This window comes from Devosia sp., from assembly GCF_965229025.1.
Lineage (GTDB): Bacteria > Pseudomonadota > Alphaproteobacteria > Rhizobiales > Devosiaceae > Devosia_A.
On the sequence record NZ_OZ245853.1, the window covers coordinates 2,520,383 to 2,532,966 of the forward strand.

Consider the following 12,584-nt stretch of genomic DNA (forward strand, 5'->3'; position numbering starts at 1 on the left):
GGCACCAAAGGAGGATTTCATGAAGCTCATTTCAGCTCTGATGCTGGCCGCGATGTTCACCGCGCCAGCGTTTGCCCAGGACACGCCAGCGTCGGTGGTGCCTGGTACGGCCAAGTTCGACATGCACGTCTTGACCACAGGTCTCGAGGGCCCTTGGGAGCTCACGTGGGGACCAGACAATTATTTGTGGGTCACGGAGCGAACCGGCAGGCGCATTGACCGCATCGATCCGGCTACCGGGGAGAAGTCCGTCGCCATCGAACTTCCGGAGGTTTCCGCACCCGGGGGGCAGGATGGGTTGCTCGGGCTGGCGCTGCATCCTGATCTGTTGAAGGGCACGGGCAACAACTACGCCTTCACCGCCTATACCTATGTAGACAAGTCGCGCGGCGGCGATCCCACGGTATCGGACCCCTACAGCCCATACCATGACCTCTACACCAAGATCATCCGGCTGACCTACGATGAGACGACCGGCAAGCTCAGCGACCCTGTCGACTTGATCGCTGGTCTGCCGGCCAGCAATGACCACAACTCAGGTCGACTGAAGTTCGGGCCTGATGGCAAGCTCTACTACACCATCGGCGACGGAGGCAAAAACCAGCTTGGCAACTGGTGCATTCCCATCGAGGCGCAGCGCTTGCCGACCGCGGCAGAGCTGAGCGCAAAGGACTATGTCGCCTATCAGGGCAAGTCGTTGAGGCTGAACGTTGACGGGTCCATTCCCGACGACAACCCGGAAATCGCCGGTGTGCGCAGCCACGTGTTCACTTATGGGCACCGCAACATGCAGGGCATCGACTTCGCGCCCGATGGAACGCTCTACGCTTCGGAACAAGGCCCCAAGACGGACGACGAGGTGAACATACTCGTGCCCGGTGGCAACTACGGTTGGCCCCATGTCGCGGGTTTCCGCGATGACAAGGCCTACCAGTATGCCCGCTGGAAAGACGCCACCACGCCCTGTGACCAACTCCAGTTCAGCGACATCAAGATCGATCCGTCAGTGCCTGTCGAGGACGAGACATCCTGGACCGAACCGATGCAGGATCCTGTCGTGACCATGTTCACGGTGCCCAGCGACTGGAACTTCCAAGATCCGGCGTGCGGGGGTGTCGACTTCATCTGTTGGCCGACGGTGGCCGCTTCCAGCATCCAGACCTACATGCCGAAGGATGGCGGCATTGCCGGGTGGGAAAACTCGCTGCTCGTCACAACGCTCAAACGCGGTTCGCTTTACCGCATCCCGCTGGCCGACGACGGTCACACTTTGCGTGGGCCGATCGAGCGCTACTTCCAGTCTGAAGACCGCTTCCGTGACACCGCTGTCGGCCCGGATGCGCAGACCATCTACGTGGCGACTGATCCAGGCGGGCTGACCGAGTCGAAGACAGGCGGCACGACGACAACCATGCAGCATCCTGGGGCCATTCTGGTTTTCACCTACAACCCCAACGCCGTTGCAGCGGCATCATCTACCGATGCCGCACCTGACGCTGCGGAAAGCGCGATTGCAGCAACCGGGTCACTGCCCACATTGACAGCTGAGCAGGCTGATCGGGGTCGCGTCGCCTATGAGGCAAACTGCGTTGCCTGCCACGGCCCCGGACTTGTCGGTGGGAGCTACGGTACGCCCCTTACTGGCGCCTATTTCGACGGTAAGTGGCGCGGCAAAAGTGTTGGTGCTCTCTATGAGTATGCCCACACCAAGATGCCCCCGTCGCGGCCTGGCTCCTTGCCCGAGGAGACCTATGCCGACATCGTGGCGTATATTCTTCAGGTGAACGGCGTGGGGGTTGGTTCCAGCGCGCTTCCCTCGGACGCCCCTGCCCTGGACGGCATGACCATCCCTACGAAATAGGTTGAAAGCAGAGGGCACGGCGCTGGCGGCTGTGTCTTCTGCATCTGTCCGGTGGACTATATCCGACGGATTGTGTATGATATGGATCAAGCTGCTACATAGGTTCGTCCGATGCGATGCATCGGGGTGTCTATGTTGCGGGAGCAGCCGAGAGGTTGCGAGCAGGGTAATTTGAGGAAATCGTCCTGATATTGCTTAAGTTTTCTGGTGGCGCAATCCATCGTTGACACCGTCAGACGCTGTGTGTCACGTTCAGAAAACAACAATAAAAACAGTGCTGCACCCAGCGGGTGCAAGAACACTGACGGAGGGGAAGCGCGACCACTTTCAAGTTGGCGAAGTGTTTGGCTGTGCACCATTTTTGCGACCTAATTGCTGGGCGCAAAGTGATCGACACGGCCACGGGTTCCGCCCTGTAGACGGTCCAATTCCATTTCGACTGAGAACCAATGCTCCGTGCGGTTTGCGGAGCTTCAAAGATGCCGAGGTGAACTCGGCGCATGAAAGTGGCGCAAAAGCGTCCAAGAGATTTCAGGCATGCAAATGCATGTCTGGGGAGGCGAGGGAGGGTCCGGCGATCACTATCGTCTGGCGCTTCCGCGTGTTCGACGTGACGTTATACTTTCCAGCGACAGTCAAGGGAGAATCTGTCTTATGGTCAAACTCAAACTACTTACAGCTGCTTTTGCAGCGATGACAGCGTTGGCGGTCGTGCCAACTGCTGGCATGGCGCAGGATAGCCTAGCGGCGTCCGCGCCGAAGGAAATTGCTCCGGAAACATTGTCGGAAGTGCCGCGGAACCAGACAGTGGTTCTCGGCTGGGGCGTCGCGGCATCGTCGCCGATCGGCGTTACGAACCCGTGGGCAATTCCGGGCTACACCCACCAGGAAGGCAACGTCTTCATGTGGGAGCCGTTGATGTACTTCGGCATCTTCAAGGGCGAGTTCATTCCGTGGCTGGCAGACAGCATGGAATATGTCGGCACCGACTACATGTCGCTTGAGATTAAGCTCAACAAAGACGCCAAGTGGAGCGACGGTACAGCGGTCACCTCCAAGGACGTGGTCTATACCTTCGACGGTCAGCTCAATAACGAAAAGCTGCCCTACCACGCGAACTTCGCCCAGTTCGTTGAGTCCACGACCGCCACGGACGATCTGACTGTGCTGGTCAAGTTCAAGACTCCGGCGCCACGCTTCAAGTTCGAAGTGCTGACCGAGAAGTTTGATACGGGTATCCCGATCGTTCCCGCTGCTTGGGAATCGGCTCAGGCCGACTACACCATGGCAGCTGGCTCAACCGATATTCCGCACTCCGGTCCGTTTGACCTGATCGCGTGGAACTCGAACCAGAAGATCTTCGATTACCGCAAAGACTGGTGGGCTGTGAAGGCCGGCCGTATTGCCGAGCCTGCGGTCAAGCGCATCATCATCGCCAACATTACCGGCGTGTCGATGGACACCGTGGCGCAGCGTATCGTGAACAACGAGTTCGACTCGGCGCTCGACATGCGTTCTTCGGTTATCGGCAACATTCTTGCCCAGAACCCGGAAGTCACGACCCACACCGGCAACGAGTCGCCCTTTGGTTACCTCGACTGGTGGCCGAACTCGCTGTGGATGAACACTCAGTTGGCGCCCTATAGCGACGCCCGCGTTCGCCGTGCCATCAGCCTGTCGATCAATCGCGATCAGATCAACGACGTTCTCTATGACGGCGCCAAGATCGCAACGATCTACCCGTTCCCGCTCTACCCGAACCTGCAGGCATTTGCTGACTCGCCTGGCGTCAAGGCGCTTGAGGAGCAGTATCAACCCGGTAAGTTCGATACCGAAGAGTCCGCCAAGCTCATGACCGAGGCCGGTTTTGCTCTGAACGGCGATGGCTTGTGGGCAAAAGACGGCAAGACCGTTGATGCCACCATCCAGGGCTTCGAAAACATCCACGGCGACATCGTTCCGATCCTGGTCGAAATGCTGCGCGCGGCTGGCTTCGACGCCGCAATCAACTTTGGTCCGGACGCTTACCAGAACATGGCCGACGGCAAGGCTGGTCTCTACATGTTCGGCCACGGTGCTTCGCTCTACGATCCGTTTGAAGCTCTCAACCTCTTCCACGGTAAGTACAGCGCCAATATCGGCACCGCAGCTGGCAACAGCCGCTGGTCGCGCTACAAGAACCCTGAATTCGATGCGATCCTCGACTCGATTGCTCCGCTCTCGTCGGACGATCCGAAGTTCATCGAAGGGGCGACCAAGGCGCTCGGCATCTACTGGCGTGACCAGATCGACGTTCCGATCATCCAGTGGCTGCACCGTATCGCTTACAACCAGCACTACTGGAAGAACTGGCCGACAGCCGCTAGCCCCGCAATGGGAACAAACGGCGCGTTCTGGGCTCAGACTGGTACGCTCGTGATTACGGCTCTGCAGCCTTCGGGCGCGCAGTAACACCACAATCGAGACTTCGGAGTGCGCGCAAGCGCGCACTCCTCAACGTCCCCGTGCGGAGTAGCCCGAGTGAATTTCAAGCTCATCGCCAAGCGTCTCTCCTTCCTGGTCCTGGTTATCTGGGCCGCGTCAACCATCGTTTTCTTCGTTCCCCGCCTGTCGCCGCGCAACGCCATCCGCGAGCGTTTTGCCGATCTGGCGCGGACCGGTGGATTTTCCGGCTCCGACCTGGAAAAGCTGATTGCCAACATGAACTCGCAATTCGGGCTCGATAAGCCGCTGCTGGAGCAGTACTGGACCTATCTGGGCAATATCCTCCGACTGGACTTCGGCTACTCGCTCAACCGCTATCCCTCGACCGTAACTGATATCATCGGCCAGGCGCTGCCCTGGACCTTCTTTCTACTCCTCGTCACCACGATCCTCAGCTTCGTGATCGGCAATCTCCTGGGCGCCTTGTCGGCTTGGCCCCGGGCCCCGCGCTGGGTCCGCACGATTGCGACACCCTTCGTGCTGCTGACCGGCGTGCCGCCCGTGATCATGGGTGTGCTGTTGCTGTTTTTCATCGGCTTCCGCTTGAAGCTCCTGCCGCTTGGAGGCGCTTATTCGATTGGTGTGGTTCCGAACTGGTCGTGGGACTTTGTCTTCGACCTGCTGACACACCAGTTGCTGCCTGCGCTGGCCTTGATCCTGGGTTCGGTCGGCGGCTGGGTGCTCTCCATGCGTGGCATGGGCATTACCATTCAGGGCGAAGACTACGTCAATTTTGCCGAGCACAAGGGCCTTACCGGTGGCCGTATTTTCCGGGACTATTACCTGCGCAACACGCTGTTGCCGCAGGTGACAGGCCTGGCGCTGGCTCTGGGTACGGTGATCACATCTGCAATCATCGTGGAGGGACTGTTTGGCCTGCCCGGACTTGGTACGGTTCTCAACAACGCGATACGGTCGAATGATTTTCCGACCATCTACGGCATCGTGCTGTTCATCACCATCGCCATTGCCGTGCTGATGGCGGTGCTCGAGTTCGTCTATCCGCTGCTCGACCCGCGCGTGCGAAGCCAATAGGAGCCGGAACAGTGACGACGATTACCGCAACTACCCAAGACGCCGGCACCTCCCGTGAGTCTGTTGAGCAACCTGGCGCCCTGACGCTGTTGCTGCGCTACCTGCGCCGCAACAAGGGGCTCGCCATAGGCCTGTTGATCCTTCTTGGCCTCGTGCTGTTTACGGCGATCGGGCTGATGACCATCAACCCCAAACAGGCCTATCCGCTGGCTGTCGCGACGCGGAAGCCGCCCAGTTTGCAATATCCCTTCGGCACCGATTTCTTTGGACGCAACCTGCTCGCGGCGATGGTGATGGGCATGTGGCAAACTGCAGTGATTGGTGTACTGGCCGGTGGGCTGGGTACGTTGATCGGCGTAGTCCTCGGCTTCATCTCGGCGTATTTCGGCGGCTGGATCGACGGCGTCATCCGCACCGTTTGCCAGATCCTGACACCGATCCCCGTGCTGCTGATCCAAGTGGTGGTGGCTGGGTCGCTCGACAAACGCGATGTCACAATCATCACCATGGCATTCATCGTCGTGATGCTGGCCTGGATGGGACCGACGCTGGTGATCCGGGCGCAGGTGCTGACCATGAAGGAGCGGCAATTCGTTTCGGTGGCAAAGCTCTCCGGGGTGAGTGACCTCGGCATCATCTTCAAGGAGATCCTGCCCAATCTGCTCCCCTTCATCGCTGCGGCGTTTGTGGGACAGGTGTTTTCGGCGGTGTTTGCGTCGTTCTACCTCGCTGTGCTGGGTCTTGGCCCGCTGCGCGAACCGCTGCTGGGCAACATCATCTGGGCAGCGCAGCTGCAGGGTGCGTTCTTCAATGGCTGGTGGTGGTGGCCGATCGCTCCATCGGTGGCGATGATCCTGATCCTTGGTTCGCTCGCGCTGATCAACATGGGCCTCGATGAGCTTGCCAATCCGCGCGTGCGCAGGACGGAATGACGATGATCACCTCGACACCTACGACGAGCCAGTCCGGCTCCCGCAACGCTACGGCGGCATTCGCAGCAACTGATGTGACACCGGTGCTTCGCGTCGAAAACCTTGAGGTCACCTATTATACCGACCTCGGCCGCGCCAAGGCACTCGACGATGTGAGCTTTACGCTCAACGCCGGCGAGAAGATGGGGATGGTCGGCGAATCCGGATCGGGCAAGAGCACCCTTGCGCTTGCGATGATGCGGATGATCAAGCCGCCAGGGCGCATTGAGGCCGGCCGCGTGCTGGTCGGCGATACCGACCTCATGTCGCTCAGCGATGAGGGCATGCGTCTCGCGCGGCTCAGCAAGATTGCCTATATCCCGCAGGGCGCGATGAACTCGCTGAACCCGGTAACGCGCATCGGCGCGCAACTGGTCGATGCGATCAAATCGCACATGCCCAAAGAGTCGCGCTCGTCGATCGAAGAGCGTTGTGTTCATGCGCTCAAATCGGTGGATCTCGATCCGAGCGTATTCCGCATGTACGCCCATGAATTGTCGGGCGGTATGAAACAGCGCGTGTGTATCGCAATCGGCATTCTGCTCAGCCCTCAGGTGATCATTGCCGATGAGCCGACCAGCGCTCTCGACGTGGTGACGCAGCGACAGGTGATGGAGACGATTGATCGGGTGCAGGACCAGATCAATGCGGCCGTGATCCTGATCGGGCACGATATGGGCCTGATGGCACAGTTCGTCGACAAGGTTTCGGTGATGTATGCCGGGCGCCTCGTCGAGGTGTCCACGGTGCGCGAAATGTTCACCGAGCCCAAGCACCCCTATGCCAAGGCGCTGATTTCCAGCCTGCCCAACCTCGACAACAAGGGCGTGTTTCAGGGGATTCCCGGTCTCGCACCATCGTTGCTGCGGCTCCCGACGGGCTGCGCCTTCCACCCCCGGTGCGCCTCTGCAATGCCGCGCTGCAGTGTTGAACGCCCCGAAGTTACGACCCTTGAGAGCGGGCGCCGTGTGGCGTGCCACCTCTATACCGAGGAGGCATAAAGAGTGGCCAATCTGCTCGAACTCAAGCACGTCTCGAAAGTCTATCAGCGTGGGTTGATCAACGCCCATGCGACGATTGCGCTCCAGGACATGTCGCTTACGTTGAAGGAAGACGAACCGACGATCATGACCGTCGCTGGCGAAAGCGGCAGCGGCAAGACGACGCTGGCGATGCTGCTGCTCGGCTTCATCACGCCCACGACGGGTGAGATCATCTATCGCGGCAAGAACATCACGTCGCTTCATGGCGAGGACCGGCTGGCCTATCGCCGCGAAGTGCAGGCGGTGTTCCAAGACCCGTTTGCGGTGTTCAACCCGTTCTATACGGTCGATCACCTGCTGACGGTGCCGATCAAGCGCTTCAAGCTGGCAAAGTCGCGGGCTGAAGCACGCAATAAAATGGACGAGGCGTTGAGCGCGGTGGGCCTGCGCCCCGAAGACGTGCTCGGCCGGTTCCCGCACCAGCTCTCGGGTGGGCAGCGCCAGCGCATCAACGTGGCGCGCGCTCTGCTGCTGAAGCCGCGCCTGCTGATTGCGGACGAACCGGTATCGATGGTGGACGCTTCGTTGCGTGCCAATATCCTCGAAACGCTGCGCAACCTGCAGCGCGACCATGGCGTGTCGATCATCTACATCACCCACGACCTCACGACCGCCTATCACATCGCCAAGTCGATCATCGTGCTGTACCGCGGCGGGGTGATGGAGGCGGGCAATGTCGATGCGGTGATCAAGAACCCGCAGCACCCCTATACCAAGCTTCTGGTCGACTCGATCCCGTGGCCGAACCTCGACCAGCGCTGGGGCGAGCAGCCGATCAAGGCGCGCGAATCGGGTGGCAAGCCAGGCGGGTGTCCGTTCCAGTCGCGTTGCCCGTCGGCCATGGACATCTGCAGCACGCGTCCGCCGCTTTACGAGATCGAGCCGACGCATGCTGCGGCCTGCTACCTCTATGACAAGCAGCCAAAGGTCGTGGCGGAGCGACTTTCGGAATTGCTGCCGGTCTGATGCCGGCGGAGTGAATGCGTTGCGTCGGCAGGACTGCCGGCGCCGGAGGAGACTGCCGGGTGCCGGAAGTTGACGGCGGCCCGATGACCAGATTGCCAACAGCCCTTTTGTACCGCCCTCTCCGGCCGTCGCACGGCCCCTGCCAGGGAAAGTCAGGAATGCCGACCGATGCTTGAGATTGCCGAATTCATCAACCCGACCCCCTCGCCACTGTGGAAGCTGGCGAAACAAGCTGGCGTCGATCTCGCGGTTGGGGGCCTGCCCTTCGACACGCTGCAGGCGGGCGAGAAGGTGGGGGATCTGGCGCCATTGAAGCGCATGCAGGATCGATATGCCGAGGGCGGGTTCAAGCTCGAAGTTATCGAGGCGCGGCCGCCGCTGAACAAGGCCAAGCGCGGTCTCGCTGGCCGCGACGAAGAGATCGATGTGGTCTGCACGCTGCTCGAAAGCATGGGCAAGCTCGGCGTTCCGGTGTGGTGCTACGAGTGGATGACGGACTTCAACTGGGTGCGCACCAACATGGCGACGCCATCGCGCGGTGGCTCGGTGGTGACCAGTTTCGATGCCAATGATGTGCCCGAGAACATCACCAACCAGCCGCCGATCAGCGAAGAGGAGCTCTGGACCAATCTTGAGTATTTCCTCAAGCGGGTGCTGCCGGTGGCCGAGAAGGCCAACGTAAAGCTCTCGATGCACCCTGATGATCCGCCGATCACGCCGATCCGGGGGGTCAGCCGCATCATGCGGACGATCGACAATTACCAGCGGCTGATCGACATGGTGCCGAGCACGCACAACACGATCACCATGTGCCAGGGCAACTTCACGCTGATGACGGATGACTTGCCCAAGGCGATCAAGAAGTTTGGCAAGAAGATCAGCTTCGTCCACTTCCGCGACGTCAAGGGCGTGCCGACCAGGTTCGAAGAGACGTGGCATGACGCGGGCAAGACCGACATGCTGGCCTGCATGCAGGCCTACCGCGATATCGGGTTCGAGGGCGTGCTGCGGCCCGACCACGTTCCGACTGTCGAAGGCGATAGCAACGCCAATGCGGGCTATTCGTCGTTCGGGCGGCTTTACGCCATTGGTTATATCCGGGGTCTCCGGGAAGCTGTTTACGCCAAGTAGGATTTCAAAATGAAGATTGCCCTCACCGGAAGCAGCGGCGGAATCGGCCGCGCTATCGTTGCCGAAGCCTTGCGCCAAGGACACACGCTGGTGTGCATCGACCGGGTTACCGCACCCGAGTTCGAAGAGCGCGAGGGGCTGCATTTCGTGCAGGCCGACATGAGCGAATTCGAAAAGCTCGTGGCGGCGTTTGCCGGCTGCGACGCGCTGATTCATATGGCGGCGATCCCATCGCCCGGACGGCACCCGGATAATGTGGTCCACAACAACAACGTCGTGGGCAGCTATAATGCGCTGCAGGCGGCGGTCGACAACGGCATCATGAAGATCTGCCAGGCGTCGAGCGTGAACGCGATCGGGCACTCCTATAGCCGCGCACCGCGGTATGACTACTTCCCCATCGACGAGGAGCATCCGAACTATTCGGAGGAGCCCTACAGCCTCTCGAAATGGATCTGCGAGCAGCAGGCGGACAGCTTTGCCCGGCGGCATGAAGAGATCCGGATCGCCAGCATGCGGTTCCACTGGGTGGTGCCGGAGCGCGAGCTGGCGGCGCGGGCGTTCACCGAGAATAGCGACAATTTTGCCAAGCACCTCTGGGCTTATACGCGGTTCGATGCAGCGGCGCGGGCGTGCCTGTTGAGCCTGACGGCGAACTATACCGGGCATGAGGTGTTCTACATCGTGGGCCCCGATACCAGCGTCGATGTGCCGAGCCGCGATCTCGTCGCCAAGCACTTTCCCGGGATGCCGATCAAGGGTGACTTTGCCGGGCGGCAGAGTTTTTTCAACTCCAGCAAGGCCGAGCGGATGCTGGGCTGGAAGCACGACCTGACCTGAGACACGCGAACGCGCCCGCTGGCCACATGGCTTCGGGTGAGAACCAGTGAGGACGAGCGCCGGCGAGGCCCAGGCCTCAAGGCGGGTAGTCAGCAATGTGTGCGAGGTCGGACCTCGCCGGCGCGATCGGACGTTTCCACCTCGCTCCGGCGGACCGCGGGGACTTCCCCGGAACCGCAGTGCCTGGCCACCGGCGGATCGCTCCGACCGGCCTCCCGAAGGAGGGGGCTTATCCCCGCAGTCCAGATCCACGGAGCCGAAACCCCGGACGTTTCTGCGCAGGCACCCCGGCTCCCCGTGACGGGAGCTCGGCCCCTGGCCGCCCGAAAGCGACCGTGACACCACTGGCGGCCCTCGCCTCCCTGAAGAAAGCATCCGGCCGGCCGGAACTTCGGCAAGGAGGGCGCGACACCCTCCATCCGACCCTGTCCCCGCAAACCGTTCGCTCGCGATCCCGTCCAGCGCGGGGGCAGTGAGGGGAGTATAGCGCGGTCAAAAGGCGCGGGGATAAGTGGTGCTAAAGCGCTGGCAGGACACACAAACTGGATGTCATCCCTGCGCAGGCAGGGACCCAACTCTCCATGTGCGCGGGCTGGTAGTTGGGTCCCAGCGTTCGCTGGGATGACGCGCGGTGGGTAAGAGCAAGAGAACAATCGCTGGCCCACTTGCCCCCTCCACCATGCTGCGCATGGTCCTAGCCATTCGAGCATAGCTCTCATGGCCTTCTTGCCTTGAAAGGCTCCACAGGAGCCTTTCATCGACCTTCGGTCGACCGGCCGCAAAGTCCCCCGCTATGCGGGGGAGGATCAAGAAGAACAATCAGCTGATGGCGGCGAAGCGTTCGTCGAAGGCGTAGCCGGCGCCGCGGACGGTGCGGATGGGGTCGGCGTCGCGGTGGCGGTTGATGGCCTTGCGGAGGCGGCCAACATGGACGTCGACGGTGCGTTCATCGACATAGACGTCGTTGCCCCAGACGCCATCGAGCAATTGCTCGCGCGAATAGACCCGGCCGGGATGACGCATCAGGTATTCGAGGAGGCGATATTCGGTGGGGCCGAGATGGACCTCGCGGCCGCCGCGACGGACGCGGTGGCTGGTGCGGTCGAGCTCAAGATCGCCGGCCTTGAGCACGGCGGTGACCAGTTGCGGGCTTGAGCGGCGGAGGAGTGCGTTGATGCGGGCCAGCAATTCGGGGATGGAGAAGGGCTTGACGACATAGTCATCGGCGCCGGTGGCAAGGCCACGGACGCGTTCTTCTTCTTCGCCGCGCGCAGTGATCATGATGATCGGGGTGCGTGCGGTTTCCTCACGGGCGCGCCAGCGACGGCAGAGCTCGATGCCGGAGAGGCCCGGCAGCATCCAGTCGAGGAGGATCAGATCAGGCACGCCGTCGCGGATGCGCTCGACCGCTTCGTCGCCCGAAGCGGCGGTCGCAACGCGAAAGCCTTCGGCTTCGAGGTTGTAGCGCAGGAGGACAGCCAGATCGGCCTCATCCTCAACGATCAGGATGGATGCGGACATCGGTCAAAGCCTAGCGTTGCTGCCGCTGCAGTTCATCAGCGGAAAGGTGGCGGCCGGTTTCGAGATAGTAGGCGGCTTCGGCGATGTTGGTCGCATGGTCGCCGACGCGTTCGAGGCTCTTGGTGCAGAACAGCAGATGCGTGCACTGGGTGATGTTGCGCGGATCTTCCATCATGTAGGTGAGGAGTTCGCGGAACAGCGAATTGTACATGGCGTCGACTTCGTCATCGCGATTGCAGACCTCGACGGCAGCCGAGGAATCCCGGTGTGCGTAGGCGTCAAGGGCAGCCTTCAGCTGGCGTGCCACGAGATCAGTCATGTGCTTGACGCCGTTGTAGAATTTTGGCGCGAGACCAAGCGTTTCGATCTGCAGGGCGCGCTTGGCCAACTGCTTGGCCATATCGCCGGTGCGCTCAAGATCGTTGGCGACCTGGATTGAGGTCACCACCATGCGCAGATCGGCGGCCATGGGCTGGCGGCGGGCGATGATCGAGACCGCCATGTCGTTGATACGCTGCTGCATCTCATCGACCTTCTTGTCGAAGGCGCGGACATCCTGGGCAGCCTTGTGATCGAGCCGAAGGAGCGCGGTGGCTGCGTCGGTGATCGCCTGTTCCACCATGCCACCCATCTCGGAGATGGTCTTCTGCATGTTGGTCAGTTCGTCCTCGTAAGAGGTAACGATGTGCTCGTTGAGCGAAGTGGGCATCTGAAATTCCTCTGGACGGGCGC

The 12,584-nt window shown here is 61.0% G+C and carries 10 protein-coding genes; 8 read left to right on the top strand and 2 right to left on the bottom strand.

The genetic code is table 11. The features are described 5' to 3' along the window. The first annotated feature begins 19 nt into the window (after window positions 1-19). The 8 genes from ACO06J_RS12340 (at window position 20) to ACO06J_RS12375 (ending at window position 10,331) form a co-directional block, all read left to right on the top strand. Window positions 20-1,861, top strand: a complete 1,842-nt coding sequence (locus ACO06J_RS12340) for a glucose/sorbosone family PQQ-dependent dehydrogenase (protein WP_421761013.1) — start codon at window positions 20-22, stop codon at window positions 1,859-1,861. A 654-nt stretch (window positions 1,862-2,515) separates the two neighbouring features. Beyond that, the gene (locus tag ACO06J_RS12345; RefSeq protein ID WP_421761014.1) at window positions 2,516-4,312 is read left to right on the top strand and encodes an ABC transporter substrate-binding protein; all 1,797 of its coding nucleotides are present in this window, start codon (window positions 2,516-2,518) and stop codon (window positions 4,310-4,312) included. Window positions 4,313-4,381: 69 nt separating this feature from the next. Beyond that, window positions 4,382-5,380, top strand: a complete 999-nt coding sequence (locus ACO06J_RS12350; RefSeq protein WP_421761015.1) for an ABC transporter permease — start codon at window positions 4,382-4,384, stop codon at window positions 5,378-5,380. Window positions 5,381-5,391: 11 nt separating this feature from the next. Next, window positions 5,392-6,312 carry an ABC transporter permease gene (locus tag ACO06J_RS12355; RefSeq protein ID WP_421761016.1) on the top strand — a complete coding sequence of 307 codons (921 nt, stop codon included), beginning with the start codon at window positions 5,392-5,394 and terminating at the stop codon, window positions 6,310-6,312. Further along, window positions 6,309-7,352, top strand: coding sequence for an ABC transporter ATP-binding protein (locus tag ACO06J_RS12360; RefSeq protein ID WP_421761017.1), 1,044 nt, complete (start codon window positions 6,309-6,311; stop codon window positions 7,350-7,352). Before ACO06J_RS12355 ends, ACO06J_RS12360 begins: the two co-directional genes overlap by 4 nt. Before the next feature lie 3 nt (window positions 7,353-7,355). Continuing rightward, window positions 7,356-8,360, top strand: a complete 1,005-nt coding sequence (locus ACO06J_RS12365) for an ABC transporter ATP-binding protein (protein WP_421761018.1) — start codon at window positions 7,356-7,358, stop codon at window positions 8,358-8,360. A gap of 168 nt (window positions 8,361-8,528) precedes the next feature. Continuing rightward, a complete protein-coding gene (locus ACO06J_RS12370; protein ID WP_421761019.1) occupies window positions 8,529-9,491 on the top strand; it encodes a mannonate dehydratase in 963 nt (320 codons plus the stop codon). Window positions 9,492-9,500: 9 nt separating this feature from the next. Further along, on the top strand, window positions 9,501-10,331 hold the full coding sequence (locus ACO06J_RS12375) for an NAD-dependent epimerase/dehydratase family protein (RefSeq protein WP_421761020.1): 831 nt from the start codon (window positions 9,501-9,503) through the stop codon (window positions 10,329-10,331). An 819-nt stretch (window positions 10,332-11,150) separates the two neighbouring features. Here ACO06J_RS12375 and phoB read toward each other — a convergent pair. Together phoB and phoU are read right to left on the bottom strand one after the other, a co-directional pair. Then, entirely contained in the window at window positions 11,151-11,852 is a 702-nt protein-coding gene (phoB, locus tag ACO06J_RS12380) for a phosphate regulon transcriptional regulator PhoB (RefSeq protein ID WP_421761021.1), read from the bottom strand. A 10-nt stretch (window positions 11,853-11,862) separates the two neighbouring features. Beyond that, window positions 11,863-12,561, bottom strand: coding sequence for a phosphate signaling complex protein PhoU (phoU, locus tag ACO06J_RS12385; RefSeq protein ID WP_421761022.1), 699 nt, complete (start codon window positions 12,559-12,561; stop codon window positions 11,863-11,865). Window positions 12,562-12,584 lie beyond the last annotated feature (23 nt).

Coding starts and splice junctions, on each gene's coding strand:
- ACO06J_RS12340 (WP_421761013.1), top strand. CDS start 20: ATGAAGCTCATTTCAGCTCTGATGCTGGCCGCGATGTTCACCGCGCCA.
- ACO06J_RS12345 (WP_421761014.1), top strand. CDS start 2,516: ATGGTCAAACTCAAACTACTTACAGCTGCTTTTGCAGCGATGACAGCG.
- ACO06J_RS12360 (WP_421761017.1), top strand. CDS start 6,309: ATGACGATGATCACCTCGACACCTACGACGAGCCAGTCCGGCTCCCGC.
- ACO06J_RS12370 (WP_421761019.1), top strand. CDS start 8,529: ATGCTTGAGATTGCCGAATTCATCAACCCGACCCCCTCGCCACTGTGG.
- ACO06J_RS12375 (WP_421761020.1), top strand. CDS start 9,501: ATGAAGATTGCCCTCACCGGAAGCAGCGGCGGAATCGGCCGCGCTATC.
- phoB (WP_421761021.1), bottom strand. CDS start 11,852: ATGTCCGCATCCATCCTGATCGTTGAGGATGAGGCCGATCTGGCTGTC.
- phoU (WP_421761022.1), bottom strand. CDS start 12,561: ATGCCCACTTCGCTCAACGAGCACATCGTTACCTCTTACGAGGACGAA.